The sequence below is a fragment of the uncultured Nonlabens sp. genome (assembly GCF_947495285.1).
GTDB lineage: Bacteria > Bacteroidota > Bacteroidia > Flavobacteriales > Flavobacteriaceae > Nonlabens.
In genome coordinates this window covers 84,490-101,034 of sequence record NZ_CANLXZ010000010.1, presented here as the reverse complement: position 1 = coordinate 101,034, position 16,545 = coordinate 84,490, and the positions used below count along the sequence as shown (strand labels likewise).

At 34.5% G+C, this 16,545-nt stretch carries 17 protein-coding genes and 1 tRNA gene; 11 read left to right on the top strand and 7 right to left on the bottom strand.

Annotation, left to right across the window (positions count from 1 at the left end; genetic code table 11):
• The first annotated feature begins 186 nt into the window (after positions 1-186).
• Entirely contained in the window at positions 187-330 is a 144-nt protein-coding gene (locus tag Q0838_RS14360; protein ID WP_366942020.1) for a transposase, read from the top strand.
• Positions 331-671: 341 nt separating this feature from the next.
• Here the strand turns inward: Q0838_RS14360 and Q0838_RS06075 are convergent, their stop codons facing one another.
• Positions 672-1,475, bottom strand: a complete 804-nt coding sequence (locus tag Q0838_RS06075) for a DUF4249 family protein (RefSeq protein WP_298952401.1) — start codon at positions 1,473-1,475, stop codon at positions 672-674.
• 4 nt (positions 1,476-1,479) lie between these two features.
• The gene (locus tag Q0838_RS06070; protein WP_298952399.1) at positions 1,480-3,843 is read right to left on the bottom strand and encodes a TonB-dependent receptor; all 2,364 of its coding nucleotides are present in this window, start codon (positions 3,841-3,843) and stop codon (positions 1,480-1,482) included.
• Between the two features lie 163 nt (positions 3,844-4,006).
• Here Q0838_RS06070 and Q0838_RS06065 point away from each other — a divergent pair, with 163 nt between their 5' ends.
• The 4 genes from Q0838_RS06065 (at position 4,007) to Q0838_RS06050 (ending at position 8,219) form a co-directional block, all read left to right on the top strand.
• Positions 4,007-4,978 carry a nitronate monooxygenase gene (locus Q0838_RS06065; protein ID WP_298952397.1) on the top strand — a complete coding sequence of 324 codons (972 nt, stop codon included), beginning with the start codon at positions 4,007-4,009 and terminating at the stop codon, positions 4,976-4,978.
• A 105-nt stretch (positions 4,979-5,083) separates the two neighbouring features.
• A complete protein-coding gene (locus Q0838_RS06060) occupies positions 5,084-6,658 on the top strand; it encodes an NAD(P)/FAD-dependent oxidoreductase (protein ID WP_298952395.1) in 1,575 nt (524 codons plus the stop codon).
• Positions 6,659-6,742: 84 nt separating this feature from the next.
• Positions 6,743-7,117 (top strand): hypothetical protein, encoded by a 375-nt coding sequence (locus Q0838_RS06055; protein ID WP_298952393.1) that lies wholly within the window; start codon positions 6,743-6,745, stop codon positions 7,115-7,117.
• 124 nt (positions 7,118-7,241) lie between these two features.
• Positions 7,242-8,219: a VPGUxxT family thioredoxin-like (seleno)protein, type 2 gene (locus tag Q0838_RS06050; RefSeq protein WP_298952391.1), complete on the top strand. Its 978-nt coding sequence runs from the start codon at positions 7,242-7,244 to the stop codon at positions 8,217-8,219.
• An 882-nt stretch (positions 8,220-9,101) separates the two neighbouring features.
• Here Q0838_RS06050 and Q0838_RS06045 read toward each other — a convergent pair.
• Positions 9,102-9,623, bottom strand: a complete 522-nt coding sequence (locus Q0838_RS06045) for an adenine phosphoribosyltransferase (protein ID WP_298952389.1) — start codon at positions 9,621-9,623, stop codon at positions 9,102-9,104.
• A gap of 225 nt (positions 9,624-9,848) precedes the next feature.
• Here Q0838_RS06045 and Q0838_RS06040 point away from each other — a divergent pair.
• Positions 9,849-9,922: transfer RNA gene (locus Q0838_RS06040), tRNA-Arg, on the top strand.
• Here Q0838_RS06040 and Q0838_RS06035 read toward each other — a convergent pair.
• The 4 genes from Q0838_RS06035 to Q0838_RS06020 form a co-directional block, all read right to left on the bottom strand.
• Complete coding sequence (locus Q0838_RS06035) at positions 9,888-11,492, bottom strand: recombinase family protein (protein WP_298952387.1); 1,605 nt, start codon at positions 11,490-11,492, stop codon at positions 9,888-9,890. The two genes, Q0838_RS06040 and Q0838_RS06035, sit on opposite strands and share 35 nt — an antisense overlap.
• A 4-nt stretch (positions 11,493-11,496) precedes the next feature.
• Positions 11,497-11,670: a hypothetical protein gene (locus Q0838_RS06030; RefSeq protein ID WP_298952385.1), complete on the bottom strand. Its 174-nt coding sequence runs from the start codon at positions 11,668-11,670 to the stop codon at positions 11,497-11,499.
• A gap of 124 nt (positions 11,671-11,794) precedes the next feature.
• Positions 11,795-12,073, bottom strand: a complete 279-nt coding sequence (locus Q0838_RS06025; RefSeq protein ID WP_298952383.1) for a hypothetical protein — start codon at positions 12,071-12,073, stop codon at positions 11,795-11,797.
• Positions 12,070-12,765, bottom strand: coding sequence for a hypothetical protein (locus Q0838_RS06020; RefSeq protein ID WP_298952381.1), 696 nt, complete (start codon positions 12,763-12,765; stop codon positions 12,070-12,072). Before Q0838_RS06020 ends, Q0838_RS06025 begins: the two co-directional genes overlap by 4 nt.
• A 183-nt stretch (positions 12,766-12,948) precedes the next feature.
• On the opposite strand from Q0838_RS06020, the gene Q0838_RS06015 reads away from it, so the two are divergent.
• The 5 genes from Q0838_RS06015 (at position 12,949) to Q0838_RS05995 (ending at position 16,441) form a co-directional block, all read left to right on the top strand.
• The gene (locus Q0838_RS06015) at positions 12,949-13,197 is read left to right on the top strand and encodes a hypothetical protein (RefSeq protein WP_298952378.1); all 249 of its coding nucleotides are present in this window, start codon (positions 12,949-12,951) and stop codon (positions 13,195-13,197) included.
• 83 nt (positions 13,198-13,280) lie between these two features.
• On the top strand, positions 13,281-14,519 hold the full coding sequence (locus Q0838_RS06010; protein WP_298952377.1) for a hypothetical protein: 1,239 nt from the start codon (positions 13,281-13,283) through the stop codon (positions 14,517-14,519).
• A 4-nt stretch (positions 14,520-14,523) separates the two neighbouring features.
• A complete protein-coding gene (locus tag Q0838_RS06005) occupies positions 14,524-15,009 on the top strand; it encodes a hypothetical protein (RefSeq protein WP_298952376.1) in 486 nt (161 codons plus the stop codon).
• Positions 15,009-15,284, top strand: a complete 276-nt coding sequence (locus tag Q0838_RS06000; protein ID WP_298952374.1) for a hypothetical protein — start codon at positions 15,009-15,011, stop codon at positions 15,282-15,284. Before Q0838_RS06005 ends, Q0838_RS06000 begins: the two co-directional genes overlap by 1 nt.
• Positions 15,284-16,441 (top strand): glycosyl transferase family 2, encoded by a 1,158-nt coding sequence (locus Q0838_RS05995; protein ID WP_298952372.1) that lies wholly within the window; start codon positions 15,284-15,286, stop codon positions 16,439-16,441. Before Q0838_RS06000 ends, Q0838_RS05995 begins: the two co-directional genes overlap by 1 nt.
• The last annotated feature ends 104 nt before the right edge of the window (positions 16,442-16,545 follow it).

The window sequence follows — 16,545 nt, the reverse complement described above, 5'->3', positions numbered from 1 at the left end:
ATGGGAGAACTGAAAAAATGGTTGCACACAACAGTAGTTGGTATGAGTAGCCAGACCATAAAATCAATAACTAGTAACCATCATTATAAAAATGCTTTCATAGAGACTTTTCAAAAGTAAATTGGTATTATTCTTGCATGAAAAACTACAAAAATATAAACCTCGGGCAAAGGTGTCAAATATAACATGAAGAATTCTTTAAGGTTAATGAGTGATAAGTTTTACCTTGTAAACGCTGTTATTATAACACTAAATGATGAACTTAAAAATATCTATGAAATAGAACATTCTAGACACAAAAGCCGTCTTGTAATTTTTTCTCAACTATAGCTGCAGTTCTTATAGCATATAGCTTCTTGGCTAAAAAATCTTCTATTAAAAATCAAACAGTAAAGTCCAATCAATTGACTTTTTATTAATCGAACTCAGGTTAAAAAGTTAAGGTGTACTTTTTTCACATTATAGAAAACGACAAGAAAATAAGTAATCATCAACGCTGGAGTAAAAAAACAGAATAACGACTCTATGAATTATATTTTTTTAGAGTCTTAGGTATATTTAAAATTTAAACTGCAATACCAGGTAAAACAGCATTTTTTCTATTTTTATGTAAACACAAAAATATGTAAATCAAATAATTGCGTATTCTATGAATGTACCTAATTGAACTATTACTCGATAGTATATTCTACTTCAAAAACTTCTGATATTCTAAAATACCCAAATGGATAACGAGTGGAATCCATAATATTTATAATATTACCTCTCACTACAGCAGGTTGTGCAGCAAATGGATTGCCACCATCCTCAGCCTGTTGCAATAATACGTTATAAAAATTATAGCATCTCTGGTCTATTCCTATTATTCTTAAAGTAGCAACGGTGCCAGGTACAGCATTTTCTACGAAGAAAATGGTATCGCCATTATTGCCGTCTATAAATTCATCATTTCCTATGTCTATTTGATCATTATCTATATCGTCATACTTAAATAGATAAAAATCGCCTAGCCCTTCAGGATCATCAAAAGACGCCGTTATTTGTAAAAATTCGTCATCAAAACCGTTAAAAGATTCTTGTTCTACACCAGTAAATGTAGAGGTGCGCTCTAGTTGCTCACTACTGGTATAGGTTTCTCCTTGATCTATAATGGTTAGCGTGTAGATGTTATTATCCTGTAGGTTTATAGTGTTGTTTGTGTAAATACCCAGATTACCTGTGGTTGTAAAGTTGTGTACCGTACCGTTATCTTCGGTTATAAAAACGGTTGCATCAGTAACGCTAGGGTTTTCTTCTACATAAAAGTCTGCCGTGCGAGTTAACTTAATAATAGAACTTGTAGTACCGTCTTCTAGTAGTTCTAGTCTAGCATCTATAACCAGTCTAGGGTCTGAACTATTAAGATCTAATTCTACCACATCAGAGCAGGATAGTAGAAAAAGTAGTGCGATAATTAGGTAAGGTAACTTTTTCATTTACTTAAAATTTAAAATTATAGGTAACCGCAGGGACTATACCAAATATGGATAGACGTGTTGCTTCATTTCTGTTAGTATCTTCATTTTCGGCAAATGATATACTTACCGCATTGCGTCTATTATAGGCATTATATAAACTGAAAACCCAGCTAGATCGCCATCCTTTTTTCTTATCAGGTTGAGGTACGTACGTTGCCGAAAAGTCTAGTCTATGGATAACAGGCAGTCTACTACTGTTTCTGGATTCAAACGTGGGAACAAATAGTCCATTAAATTCATACTGTCCATTTGGGTACGTTACAGGCTGTCCTGTTTGTAAGGTAAAGTTAGCGCCTAGATCCCATTTTTTATTCAGCTCATAATTTGCTGTTATGGTAAGGTCATGGGTTTTGTCCCATGCAGCATCATACCACTCTCCATTATTTATACCAGGTTCTACAGCTGTTCTTCCAGGCGTGCGTTGTTCACTTTTAGAAAGTGTGTAAGCTATCCACCCTTGTAATTTACCTTCGTTTTTTCTTAATAAAAATTCTAGACCATACGCTCTCGCTTCACCTTCTAATAGTATTTGTTCTACAGCATCGTTTGCAATAAGGTCAGCACCATCTATATAGTCCAGTCTGTTTTTTACGGTTTTAAAGAAAACCTCTGTTTCTATAGAATAATCACCTCTGTTTTTAAAAAAACCAGCAGCTACTTGGTTTCCTTTCTGTGGTTTTATAAATGTACCACTAGGCGCATATAAATCAAATGGAGTAGGAGCGTTAGTGTTAGAAATTAAATGTATGTATTGATTAATACGCTGGTAACTGGCTTTAAAACTGGTATCGTCATCTATAGAATAAGCTATAGAAAATCTAGGTTCTAGATTAATAAAAGACTCTAGTGTTTCACTGCGGCTGCTAGAAAATGTATCTATAGCATCTTCACTTTCATAGATTTCTAATTCTTCATTATAAGTAAGAGCTTCATTATTCTCATAAATGTTTAAACTATCCTGTCCTAATCTATTAAAACTGCTTATTCTTAGTCCTGCGTTGATATTGATTTTATCGCTTAGGGTAAACTCACCGTCTGCATAAATGCCGTTTTCCCATGCATATTTCTTAACGAGTTGTCTTTCATTGATACCACTAGAAGAGCTACTAGGTTTTATTTTTCCAGGATCAAATTCATAATAAATGCTATTGATTCCATACCTCATTTTTACCTTATCATTTACAAAATGGGTGAGGTCGTACTTTACATTAAGATTAGAAATACCGCTGTCAAAGGTAAATTGCACAAAATCCAGTTCTAGTCCGTAATTATAATCACTATAGATAATCGATGCATTAGAAAACCATTTATCATTAAAAAGATGGTTCCATCTCAGGTTTACAAAACTATTACCGAAGGTGTTGCTGAAAAGTTTATCCACATTAAAAACGTCACGACCGAAATAACTAGACATGTATAAACGATTATTGTCGTCTAGATTAAAACTAGCCTTAGCATTTAAATCATAGAAGTAAGCGACATTATCTACGTCAATTAGAGGTAAGAATAAATGAGCATAACTACTACGTCCACCTATTAAAAAGGATGCCTTTTCCTTAATAATAGGACCTTCTAACAGCAACCTGCTTGCCACTAGTCCTATACCGCCAGTACCGCTCAATTTATTTTTATTACCATCGCGTTGATAGATGTCCAGCACACTAGAAACACGCCCGCCATAACGGGCAGGTATGCCACCTTTATACAGTTTAAGATCTTTAATTGCATCTGGATTAAATACAGAGAAAAAACCAAATAAATGATCACTTCCATAAAGTGTAGCCTCATCAAGTAGAACCAGGTTCTGGTCTGCAGCGCCACCTCGTACATTAAAGCCACTGGCGCCCTCGCCAGCATTAGTAACACCAGGTAATAAAGTAAGAGACTTTATTAAGTCTGTCTCTCCTAGCACGACAGGTGTTTTTTTTATGGTTTCTATAGAAAGAGCATTCACGCTCATTTGAGGTGATTTTATATTCAGTTTTTCTACGTCGTTTGTGAGTATTATCGCATCGAGTTCTTCCTCTTGTTCTTTAAGAGAGACGTTTAATTTGAGATTCTCTTTTAATAAGACCTTACGTTCTATCGTAGCATAACCTAGACTGGTAAATTGAATGTTGTAGCTTCCTACAGGTAGGGTGATAGAGTAGTAGCCGTATTCATTTGTTATCGTACCAGTTTTTAAATCTGTGATAATAATATTTACGTTAAGCATGGTTTCTCCAGACACTTTTTCAGTAATTGTTCCTGATAGAGTTGCTTTTTGTGAGTACGCTTTCGCGAAAGCGAGAACAATAAAAGCACTTAATAGTATTAACTTTTTCAATGGCTAGGTGTTATAATTTTTAAAATAACGTATGTGCAATCAATTTGTTACAAATGTAATGTCTATTGAGATTAATTCACACAGTACTAAGTTTTTTAAAGATGTTTTTAAATTGTTGTGCACACATAGTAATACTTTGTTAACTTTGATAAAAACTATTTTTATGACCACCTCACACCTTACAAATAAACTATCATTGCCAGTTGTGGCAGCACCTATGTTTTTAATTTCTGGACCAGAATTAGTTATTTCATGCTGTAAAAATGGAATAGTGGGTACATTTCCAGCGCTCAATCAGCGTTCTAGTGAAGGTTTTGAAGAATGGTTGATACAGATTAAAGAAGAGCTGTCTCGATGGGAAAAAGAAACAGGAAAGACGGCGGCACCTTTTGGTGTTAACCTTATTGTTCATAAGAGTAACCCAAGATTAGAAGCAGATTTAAGACTGTGTGCAAAACATAAAGTACCACTTATTATCACCTCATTAGGTGCTGTGAGCGATGTGGTAGATGCTGTACATAGTTATGGAGGAATTGTATTTCATGATGTAATTAAGAAACGCCATGCTCAAAAAGCTCAAGAAGCTGGTGTGGATGGGTTAATACTAGTTTGTGCAGGAGCAGGTGGTCATGCTGGGACTAATAATCCTATGCCTTTTATAAGAGAGACTAAAGAATTTTTTAAAGGGACTATTTTACTTTCTGGCGCAATGAGTTCTGGTCAGGATGTGGCTAGTGCATTACAAATGGGTGCAGATCTCGCTTACATGGGTACACGTTTTATTAATACAGATGAGTCTAAGGCGACAGATGATTATCGCGAGATGATAATAGACGCTGGTTGTAGCGATATAGTTTATACAGCTGCTATTTCTGGAGTTAGCGCAAACTTTTTAGGTGCTAGTTTAAATGCAGCTGGTATTACAGAAGAACAAATGAAGGCCAAGGTTAAAATTGATTTTGGTAAAGAAATGAATACCGAGGCCAAAGCGTGGAAAACCATATGGAGCGCAGGACAAGGTAGTGCTACTATTAAAGATTCTGTACCAGTATCTGACTTACTCAATAGAATGAAAACAGAGTTTAAAACTGCCATAGAATCACAAATAGAAAACTTAAAGAAGTACAGTAAGTAAACCTATGAACCATTTTCATAAAAGCCTTTTTCATACTTATGGAAAAGGCTTTTTTTCATTTATATGTTTTCCTTTTATTGGTATATTCTCTATTACCTTTGTACCATGAGCAAACTTGTGCAAATTTCTGTTTTACCGCATCATCTTGAAGACGAAGACCATATACTACATAAGGTTTTTGAAAAATTAAGCCTGCGTATGGATGACGTTCAAAAATGGAAGGTTAGAAAAAGATCTATAGATGCCAGACAGAAGAGAGTAAAGTACAACTTGCAAATAGAATTATGGCTTACAGGAGAAGAAATCCCTGAAAGAAATGTCTATAAAATACAAGACGTGTCTGCTGCCACTGAAGTAGCTATAATAGGTGCAGGACCAGCTGGATTATATGCCGCTTTAAGAGCTGTAGAAGGTGGTCTTAAACCTATAGTTTATGAAAGAGGCAAAGATGTACGCTCTAGAAGACGTGATCTTGCTGCTATTAATAAAGATCATGCTGTTAATCCAGAATCAAATTACTGTTTTGGAGAAGGTGGTGCAGGTACTTATAGTGATGGTAAACTGTATACTAGATCAAAGAAACGTGGTAACGTTCTCAAAGCGCTAGAATGGTTTGTAGATTTTGGTGCGACGCCCGATATTTTAGTAGATGCCCATCCACATATAGGGACTAATAAGCTGCCGCAAATAATAACCTCCATGAGAGAGGCTATTCTTGAGGCTGGTGGAGAGGTGTATTTTAATTCTAAGATGACCGACCTACGTCATGAGAATAATCATATGAAAGCAATACAAATAAATAATACAGAGTGGAAGGAGTACGATAACGTAATTCTAGCCACTGGACACTCTGCTAGAGATGTATTTAATTTATTGCATAAAAGAGATGTAAAGATACTCGCAAAACCATTTGCAATAGGAGTAAGAATAGAACATCAACAAGAGCTCATAGACCAGATTCAATATCATGGAGACGATCAAAACCCATATCTACCACCAGCTAGTTACAGCCTAGTAGAACAGGTGGACGGTATGGGTGTTTACTCTTTTTGTATGTGTCCCGGCGGTATAATTGCACCCTGCGCTACAGATACAGAAGAGGTAGTTACTAATGGATGGAGCCCTAGTAAACGTAATAATCCATATTCTAACAGTGGGATAGTGGTAAGCGTCTCTCCAGGAGATCTTCCTAATTATGACCCTAATAACCCTAACGATCCTTTTGTATCATTAGATTTTCAAAAAAAAGTAGAATACGATTGTTGGGTTGCTGCAGGGAAAACGCAACGCGTACCAGCGCAGCGTATGATGGATTTTGTAGAGGGAAAGGTGTCTGTAAATTTTCCTAAAACTTCTTATCATCCTGGATTAACTAGTGTAGATTTAAATAAAGTATTACCAGAAATGCTAGCCAGTCGTTTAAGGGTTGCTTTCCTAGCATTTGGTAAAAAAATGAAAGGATATTATACTAATAATGCTGTATTACACGCTCCAGAAAGTAGAACCAGTTCACCTATCAATATACCTAGAGACCCTATAACCCTCGAGCATGTGGATATTAAAGGGTTGTATCCCTGTGCAGAAGGTGCAGGATATGCCGGTGGTATTATTAGTGCTGGTATAGATGGGATTAACTGTATGGATCGTGTTATCGATAAAAATCGATCACGATACTATTAAATGTTAGTTTATAACTATTTTTTGGAATAGATATATTCGGTAAGGATGTTAATGTTTATTTTGCATTAATAAACCAACCTATCTATGTCACGAATTTTATATCATAATCTAGATTATGGTGAGCTTTTTATATTTAAAAATTATGTAATAGCTCAAATAAATGAAGGAGTAGTTCTTAACCCTGAAAATAATGACGAGATGAGAGATATTATCTTGAATTACTTTACAGATAGAAAATGGGTGTACATTTCTAATCGTACGCTGGACTACAATGTAAATCCTATAACCTACTTTGAAACTTCAAAAATTGATAATCTTATAGGAGTTTGTATTATCACGACTTCTGTAATAGGTAAGAAAACAGCTCTTTTTGAGAGTGAATTCTATTCAAAGAGATTCATGGTGGTATCTACTGTTTTAGAAGCTATCGATTGGGCATCAGAAGTGTTAGATGAATAGAGTTGGATTTATTCTCGCTTTCGCGAAAGCGGAAACCTCATAAACTTAATGAATCGCAAAAAGTTTATACTACCGTGACATTTCCTTTATACTCTTCTTTTACTTTTAAATCAAAAGAAAAGATATGAATATTTTAAAGATAATTCTATGTTACGCATTTTTAGTCGCAGTTGTAGCAACGTCCACAGCACAAACGCGTACAAATCCATCTAATCAACCTACAGAATTGGGTAAAGTTTCATGGTATAGAGATTATGATCAGGCTCTTAAGAGTTCTAAAAAGTCTGGTAAGCCGGTTTTAATTTTATTTCAAGAGGTGCCAGGCTGTTCTACTTGTAAAAATTATGGTAAAAATGTATTGAGTCATCCCTTAATGACAGAAGTTATTGAGAACGAGTTTGTGCCACTTGCGATTTACAACAATAAAGGAGGTAAGGATCGTATTATTCTAGAAAAATATACTGAAAGTGCCTGGAATAATCCCGTGGTTAATATTGTAAATGACAAAGGTGATAAAATGGTAAAACGTGTAGCAGGTAATTATACGGCACAAGGACTTTACACAGCTATGGAAGAAGCGCTAGTTACTTATAAGAAAAAAATACCTGCTTATATGAAACTGTTAGGAGAAGAGTTGCATGCAGGTAATTCTAGTCAACAAGATCGCTATTACAGCATGTACTGTTTCTGGACTGGAGAAAAAGAGCTAGGTTCACAAATAGGTGTGTTGAATACAGAGGCTGGTTTTATGAAGGGGCATGAGGTTGTAAAGGTAACTTATGATAAAACCGTGACTAGTAATAAGCAACTAGATCAATTTGCTATCCATAATGACATGAAACAGATAGATGCCGATAAGTCTTATTATGCATCGAGTAAAGATGAAGATTATTACCTTAAACATAGTAATTATAAATACTTACCGTTAAGTAAATTGCAGCGTACTAAAATTAATAGCGCATTAGGAATGAATAAGAGCGGCGCACAGTTTTTAAGCCCTAAACAAATAAAGAGATTTAATAGTTTAAAAACTTTACAGCACAAAGTAGTTTTATTTGATAAAGATTTTAAGTCTAGCTGGAACAGGTTAGTTTCTTATTAGTTCACATAAGCACGATTTAAGGAATCCACCACTTTAATTTTGAGCTGTGAGATACGAGGTAAATAGAAAAGGAATAGTTTGTTATTTCTTTGTGATTTAACGATTTAAATCTATAATTATCATAATAAGGTTTAATGAGTAAACTTTTATATCGCAAATCAATAGGGTCCTTAATGATCAAAAAGAGAATGTGTTTTTGTTCCTTAAAGTTATATTTTTAAGGAGTAAAATAAAACTAAAACCCTTTTTTATGTCTAAAATAACGTTGTTTTCTCAGGTACCTCTTAAATGAGACAGTCCTGCATTAAAAAAAAACTGGTTAAGATTAAACAGTCCGATAAGCATCAGAAGGGATTTAATAGTGTAATGATCTAGTTTCAATGTTACTGTGTCAGTTTGTTACTAAGCATATAACATGCAAATCTCATTATCGAACTATATAAAGCATGATGGATATTGATTTTTTTTAGGGATATAAAAACAACGGCTTCATATCTCATCATTAATAGGTACAAGTAAAAAAATGCGGTAATGATAGAGATAGGGTGGGCATTGATACCTATTCTTTTTTAAAAGCCTTAAATTCAATAGCACTATATAAACGGTATGTACCCAATCTAGTAGTTTTTATGAGACTAAACTTATTTGTGAAAATTTATTTAGAATAATGGCTCGATCGTCCTTTTATAGAGGGACTGCCATCACAAAATCAATACATACACAAGAAGTTCTATTTTAATAATCAATCTAAAATGTCTCAAAGTAGACTGAAGAGGAAGGACTTTTTATGTCGTAAATTTAATTAGGACAGGATTGATTTTAAATTACAAAGTTTATAGCGTTTTTTAAAACCCTTAGGTAGTGCAGTACTCAAGTTAGTTCTCAATACTGTAAAATAGAGTTTACGTTAGGGTTTTTTAAAAGATTCCTACCGTTTAAAAAATCCAGTTCTATTATAAAACTATATCCTATGGTTGTAGCACCAGTTTGTTCTATTAAAGAAGAGGCAGCAGCTGCAGTGCCACCTGTAGCAAGTACATCATCATGAATTAAGACATAGTCCTGTGATGACAGGCTGTCTTTTTGAATTTCTAGAGTGTCAGTACCGTATTCCAGTTGATATTCTTGGGATATGATCTTACCTGGTAATTTGCCAGGTTTGCGCATCATTACAAATTTTGCATTCAGAGCATCGGCCATTAACATCCCAAATAGAAAACCTCTAGACTCTATTCCTATAACCACATCTATATTTTTATCTTTAAATGGAGCAATAAGAGATTGAGTCATCGATTCTCTTGCTTCTTTTGAAGCTAGAAGCGGAGAAATATCTTTAAAAGTAATTCCTTTTTTAGGAAAGTCAGGTATGTCTTTAATAAATTTAGAGAGTGTAGTATTATTCATGAGCTAAATATAAAAAAGGGTTTCTAATAAAGGTTATAAAGTGGTGTTTAAATTAGAGATAGTAAAGATTATTGATAGTTTTATTTTTTTTATTTTTTTTCTTGAAAAGGCTTGGCACATTTTAAAATTAAACTATATTTGCAACCGCTAACAGAATAATGATTAATAGCACAGGTTATAAGTTTCATACTTATTTTAAATTACTACCTTAAAGTAATATAGATTGGCCTCGTGGCGCAACTGAATAGCGCACTTGATTACGGCTCAAGAGGTTACAGGTTTGAATCCTGTCGAGGTCACTAAACGGGAATTTTCAATATTATTTTGAAAGTTCCCGTTTTTATTTGCTCCTAACTTATCTGATATACAGGCGATTTGAGCAAAAATAGAGTTGACTCTAAAAGTTTGAACTCTCTTGTTTTGGAAGTCATACCCTAAACCGTCTGGAAAGACCATATATTGAAGTTTTCTTTTAACTTCAATATCCCCGGAACTCCACAATAACGGTAGGTTAAGCGCATACTTCAACGCAATATTTATCGACTTCTTAAGGTTTGAACTATCGAAGCTATGTTTTAATAAATTTTTCTTTTTCTGATTAACTTCTGCTACTAACTTCGTCCTGAATCTGTCGTATTGAGACTTATTTATTTCTTCAAAAACGTAACGTTCTTCTAAACGATCTAGTTTCATTTCAAGAGCAACTATACCAGTTGATAGTTCTTTAGTTTCCTTAATAGCTTCTTCATTCATACTAACAAAGGTGTCATAGACCATTTCTTTTAATGGTGCTACAAACTTCTTATCCTTTAGCTTGTAAGTCTCTAAAAGCTCTAAAAACTCTCGGTGCAGTTTTTTCGCACTTCTATTTTCCTTACTTCCCTTACGACGGTTTTTGTAGTAGTAAAGTCCTTTTTTCTTTACTATAAATCCTGTGTATGGAGTACCACAAGTCGTGGATTTCAAGAATGTTTTTAGAGGCAAGTTTTCGTCATCCACACAGTATTTTCTGGTTTCAGTTCCTGTATTCAATAGGTTGTGAATTTTAAGAAATAGTTCTTTAGTTATCATAGGCTGATGAATACCTTCAATAACTTCTCCTGGTATTAAGCTATTTACAATAAGTCCACAATAGAATGGATTTCTAAATAGAACGCTCAATCTCTTATCGTTTATTTTAAGCCCTTTTTCTTGTAGCTTATTTGCAATTTCAACGTGAGACATATTGCTGTTTGCTTTCCACAAAAAGGCCTGCTTCAATAGCTTTCCTTCTTTAGTAATAACAAATTTTGGAGTTTTTCCTTTTCCTGGATTAGCATTAGTATATCCAAATGGATATGCACCTGTCCAATGCCCTTTGCGAAGCTTCTCTTGCATTCCAGATACAGATTTGTCTCGCCTCAATTCATTGTCAAATTGAGAAAACATATAGTAAAGGTTCTGTTGGAATGATCCTGCACTCGTGGAAGTGTCGACCTCTTGGGTGGCTGATATTGTTACAATTCCTTGTCTTTTGAGCTGATCACTTATATAAGCACCGTTTGCACCAGTTCTCGAAAATCTATCGTAAGAATAGACAATGATATAGCCTACGTTGCTTCTTCGCTTCACATAGTTAAGCATCTTTTGAAATTCCTTACGTTCATCACTCTTAGCTGACTCATAGGTTCCGCCAAAATACTCGCTTACTTCAAGTCCTTTTTTATTTGCAAGTTCCTTACAGTATTTTAACTGAGTTTCTAAACTAGCGTTGTTCTCCGCTTGCTCTTTTGTTGATACCCTAGTGTATATTACAGCCTTACCGTCTGTTCGCAATTTCTGTCCTTTGCCTTTTTTGGCAAACTGATCAAATATCGTTTGGTCTTTCATACGCTTAACTACTATTTTGAAGATGCTCGCAAAGTATTTTTGCAAATTCTTCTAATTTATATATTGTCTCTTCGACCTTCTTATCTGAGTAATCTTCAAAGCCATCAAACTTTTGAAGCCATTCAGCATCATATTTCTTAAAAATAGGTTTTTCTTCTACTGCAATTGAATTAGACATCTTAATTTTCTTATCAATCGCTCCAATACTTCTTGGTTACAATTGAATCTGAAATAATGATCCTTATGATCTTGTAGCATAGCTTCGGTATTTTCGATGACTATACTCAGTTGCTCTAATTGGTTTATTTAACCTTTGTTTTTACTGTCCTATTAATCAAGACGATTCTGCCATCGCTCTGCTTAATTTCAATATTCTGATAATCGTGTTGTTTAAGGATATCTACTATTTTAGTTCTGTCCTCAATTCGCTCAACTCCTTCAATCATATCAATTCGACCGTCACGTTTTATAATTCTCAATGATTGAAACTTTTGATTTCTTGTCATTTCAATTAACTGAAGTTCTTCTGGACTAAAATCATCTAATGACTTTGAATCCTTTTGTTCTATAATTAAGCTCATTTCCTTTCATTTAATAGCTCTCTCAATAAATCCACTTCTCTTTTAAGGGAAATATCTAATTTATCGCGCGTTTGTTTGAGTTCCTCTCTTAACTCTCCCATTTCTTCTTTAAATGAAATACGCATTTCTTTTATCTCTTCTGATTTCTCAATTAAAATACGTTCTAATTTTTCAGATGAAGATTTGCTCTCCACTTGTATTTTGGAAATGATAGTCAAGAATTGCTTAACTCGTTCACCATCCATTTGAGATATAAAGTTGTTAATCATTGTATTGACTTCCACAACTTCTACTAAGGTGTTTTTTGAGCCAGCCTCCGCATTGTTAATGCCTTTTATCTTTCCATTACCTGCGTGAATGTTAGTAGTATTATTTCCTGTACTGCTAATTCCGTTTTTCTTTACAGTAATATTTGTGATAGTAGGTGGCTGATATTGTAATGGCGTTTCATTATAGAAGTAATTCATATCCACATTAAAACGCTTAGCAAAATTGATAATGGCTAAATGCGGAATATGTTTCGATCTGCTTCTTACTGCAGAAACAATACTTCTATTAGTTGGATAAACCTCTTTACCTATTGAGCTGTCATTGTTAGGTTTAATGCCTAATTCAGAATTTACAGCGATCACTTCATCTACTGCTTTTACAAATTTGAGATCTATCTCGTCATACTGGGGATTTTCTTTCATCTATATCTATCTATTTATCAATATGTTATTAATATTATCGATTTTAAAACAACATTATTTAAGATTATTATGTTAATTGAAATGCAATATTAAGTATATTTGGCATCAAATAAAGTGTAAATGATGTTTTATTTGTATTTTATTTACAATATGTTGTCAATTAATTTACTAAATATTTAATTAATGTACCTAACAGAAGATATTAAAAAGGTGGTGCTCAGGATGGAAAAACTCTATGATAGTCCCGTTAACGTCATAAAAAGCAAAACACAGTTATCACGCCCCACGATTACTAAGTTTTTTAGACTACAATCTATTAGACCCAGTAGTGTTGAAATTATTTATGAATTGTGTCTTGACCTTATAGAAGAAAAAGAAGAAAAAAGATCTTCTATTAAGAAGCGAACAGAGATGCTATTCAACGAGGCTTAAATATTAAGATGCTTAAACGGGCACTTCATTCAAATTACCAGTACAGACAGCAAAAAAGCTGATTACTGGCTATTGTCTAAACAATGGCCATCATTCAATACTCAACTGCATTTAATGCCTTAGAAGGTTACGTAAACCAGCATAATGCAAGTACAAAAGACCTTTCTTCCCATATAAGACAGGCTATGATCTTGACCACTCAAGAGATCATCAAGATTTATTCTATATCCTTATTGAAGGCAAACAGTATAGCTGCTATAGATTTACAAAATCTACCTCCATTAAAGACTAACAATGTGCAACTGGCAAAACGTGCCAAAGCAAGCACCAGAACCATACAGAGACACCTCAAACGTCTTATGGAAGCTAATATTATCACTAAGAAGATATGGCACGGTTCCAACTCTGGTTATGAGCTTTTCATCAACCCAAACATATTGTTAATAGGTGGTGTAAAAGCCGTTAATAAGCCTCAAAAAGAGCTTCAATCCGAAAAATTAAAACCTACTGATAATCAGTTTTTTAAAAATTTTAGAACGACAACTTGTCCTCATACAGATACTAGTAACAATTACATAAATAATATAATAATAGGCGTTGATAAGTTGAAGACTAAAGCGAGTTCGTTACCACTCACAAACGGTTATGAGTCACGCAACGCTACTAGTAACACTTTTACAGGATACACAGGAAAAATAGACCCCACAAAAAAAAATGATGCAGGGGAAATAGAGCGGAAATCACGAGCCACAGATCAAACCAGCGCCGAAATTTCGGAGGTTGATCAGGCTCGTTCCGCTTCCCTATCATTTTACGTAAAATCCCTTTGGAAACTGGCAAGAAACACTATTTACAAGGAGCATTATCTCACTCAAAGCCAAGAAAAAACAGCGCTAAAACTGCTTCACCTTTGGTACGAACCTGTTTCAGACAGACAACTGCAAAACGTCCACGAGGTTTATGTAAGTCGATTAGGAATTGTCCTGAAATACATCGCCAAAGACCCAACGAAGCGTTATGTCCAGCTCCCAGACAAATACTTCGATCCTAAAAATCCATCAGGTTTTACGGGAACGAGAATCTGGTACCAAAAGCAGAAAAAAAGAGAATATGAGGTTCGCTTAAAACTAATTTTACAAGCTCAAATTCGTCGTTTTCTCAATAATGAGAAAAAAGAAACTGCAAAGCAAAAACCTCGCCTTGAATTATTTAGGTCTTGCGAAACCAGAATAGGCAAACTAGGCCAGCCAGAACTACTTAATGCTTTTCACGCATCTGTTTTGAATCACTCCACACATACATATTTACAATTTAACACCTAAAAAAATGAACCCATTTAAAAAAAATGATAAGTCTTTGAGCAAAAAACTCAAAGGTGCATTAACCGATTTGACGGTTGATATTTTCGGCTACGAAAAGATGGTTACTAAAAATATTACTAACCGCACCAACTACATTTCCTATAGACTTCAAATACCGAAGGATCGTCTCTACATCAGGATTTTTCAAAAAGATCATATCATTCGCTCATTTCTGTATAACCAGAGCAAGCCTGTAAGTGCCATACCTACAGAAGAGCTCACGTATTTTTTTATGGAAGAACAAATGGCACAACTAGGAAGTGTACAAAACAAGATTGCCTTCAGCATCAAGCAATACCTCAAGGAATTTGCAGAAGCCAATCGCATTGACGAAGAAAGCGTCCGTATTTGGATACATCTCAAAGAAGATAAAGTTCAGGTTAGAGCCTTTCAAAATGAAGATTTTATCAAACAAATACCACTTAATTCACTAATTAAATATTTCAAATAATGGCACAAAGCAAAGGATGGAAACTAGGACAAGATTCATTTACAAAAATGATTGTCTGGTTTAAAGACGGTAATGTAAGAACAATGTACTCTATAGACTGGAAGCACAAATTATCAAGAACGCGTAGCAAAGAAACTGGAATGGAACGTTTCAGAAAAAAAATAAAACAATATGGTCCACTGGCTGGTACCATTGAGATTTATGACAAAGCAACCGGACAGCGCATCGCAAAGTTTTATGAAGGCATTGAAAAATCACTTGAAACTACTTCGTAATGAGAACAATCAAAGAATTACAAGCTAGGCTCAACCCTAAAAATAGCTTTGAGCAACGATATAATATTGAGGCAGATGATAAGATTCATCTGCTTTATGTGAGTCCTAAACTTAATGCAACAGGCTATTACAGGTCTATTATTCCAGCATTAGAAATCAATAAATCGATTACTCATAAAGCGATTATTACCAGTATTGAAACAAATGATTTCTCTAGGAAACTCTCTGATTTTGTAAATCAACTGGATGAACGATTAATAGCCTGGGCAGATTACATCATTTTCCCTCCGCTGTTTAGTGATGTGACTTATTTGATACAAGCCATTAAAACACTCAATCCTGCAGTTCAATTAGTAATGGACTTAGATAGAAATTATTTTGCGGTACCCGTTTCGATTCCGCTTTCGCGAAAGCTGACTAACGATAAACTAAAGTGTCTGGAAAATAATTTGGGCTTAATGGATATGGTGATTGTGGCAAATGAAGCATTACAAAAGTTTCTCCAACGATTCATAGACGACCGTTTAGAAAACGCACATACGTTTGTGCAATACCTACCTGTTTTAGTCTCCAGATATGGATACGAAGAAATGCCACCACTTACGAGAAACGCTTCAGATAAATTACGAGTAGGATTCATAAAACCAACGGAGGAAGATTTGCTATCTCTTAAGGAAGTACTTTTTAAAATGCGTGCTGCTTTGAAAGATAAAATACAATTTGTATGTCTCGGTAAGCCCCATTCTTCTAAGGAAGGAGATTTACTCCTTGAGGAAATAGATTGTGAAATACACGACTCCGTTTCCTTCCTGGACTATTTTGAAAAACTAAATAACTTACAACTTGATATAGTTTTGCTTCCTGCTAAGGATGGACTTTTTAACAGGCATCAAAATAGCAAGTTGTTTTTAGAACTTTCTGTTTTTGGGATTCCAGTAGTAGCTTCTATTCATCATCCAGCAAAAGCATTTATCAAGGATGGAGAAACGGGATTTATTGCTAGTGAAGTTCCAGAGTGGTTGGACATCATAACAACAATTTCAAATGAGGATGTGGAATACAAATCTCTTTTGTCTTCATTTATCGTCAAAAGCATCTGGAAAAGCCATAGCTATTCGCTGACTAATATTGAAAACCTAAAAGACACTTTTATTTAAACAATTCCCTGAATCGAGTATTAAATTTTCGGTTTAGGGGTTCCATAAAGTACCGCTATAATCTCTTTAATTTACCCCACCCATAAATTCAAAACCCTTACCAT

Excerpts from the sequence above, each read along its gene's own strand:
- Q0838_RS06030 (WP_298952385.1), bottom strand. The coding sequence starts at position 11,670 with ATGTCTAATTCAATTGCAGTAGAAGAAAAACCTATTTTTAAGAAATAT.
- Q0838_RS06055 (WP_298952393.1), top strand. The coding sequence starts at position 6,743 with ATGTCACGAATTTTATATCATAATCTAGATTATGGTGAGCTTTTTATA.
- Q0838_RS06065 (WP_298952397.1), top strand. The coding sequence starts at position 4,007 with ATGACCACCTCACACCTTACAAATAAACTATCATTGCCAGTTGTGGCA.
- Q0838_RS06075 (WP_298952401.1), bottom strand. The coding sequence starts at position 1,475 with ATGAAAAAGTTACCTTACCTAATTATCGCACTACTTTTTCTACTATCC.
- Q0838_RS06045 (WP_298952389.1), bottom strand. The coding sequence starts at position 9,623 with ATGAATAATACTACACTCTCTAAATTTATTAAAGACATACCTGACTTT.
- Q0838_RS06025 (WP_298952383.1), bottom strand. The coding sequence starts at position 12,073 with ATGAGCTTAATTATAGAACAAAAGGATTCAAAGTCATTAGATGATTTT.
- Q0838_RS14360 (WP_366942020.1), top strand. The coding sequence starts at position 187 with ATGAAGAATTCTTTAAGGTTAATGAGTGATAAGTTTTACCTTGTAAAC.
- Q0838_RS06005 (WP_298952376.1), top strand. The coding sequence starts at position 14,524 with ATGAACCCATTTAAAAAAAATGATAAGTCTTTGAGCAAAAAACTCAAA.
- Q0838_RS06060 (WP_298952395.1), top strand. The coding sequence starts at position 5,084 with ATGAGCAAACTTGTGCAAATTTCTGTTTTACCGCATCATCTTGAAGAC.
- Q0838_RS06035 (WP_298952387.1), bottom strand. The coding sequence starts at position 11,492 with ATGAAAGACCAAACGATATTTGATCAGTTTGCCAAAAAAGGCAAAGGA.
- Q0838_RS05995 (WP_298952372.1), top strand. The coding sequence starts at position 15,284 with ATGAGAACAATCAAAGAATTACAAGCTAGGCTCAACCCTAAAAATAGC.
- Q0838_RS06000 (WP_298952374.1), top strand. The coding sequence starts at position 15,009 with ATGGCACAAAGCAAAGGATGGAAACTAGGACAAGATTCATTTACAAAA.
- Q0838_RS06050 (WP_298952391.1), top strand. The coding sequence starts at position 7,242 with ATGAATATTTTAAAGATAATTCTATGTTACGCATTTTTAGTCGCAGTT.
- Q0838_RS06015 (WP_298952378.1), top strand. The coding sequence starts at position 12,949 with ATGTACCTAACAGAAGATATTAAAAAGGTGGTGCTCAGGATGGAAAAA.
- Q0838_RS06010 (WP_298952377.1), top strand. The coding sequence starts at position 13,281 with ATGGCCATCATTCAATACTCAACTGCATTTAATGCCTTAGAAGGTTAC.
- Q0838_RS06020 (WP_298952381.1), bottom strand. The coding sequence starts at position 12,765 with ATGAAAGAAAATCCCCAGTATGACGAGATAGATCTCAAATTTGTAAAA.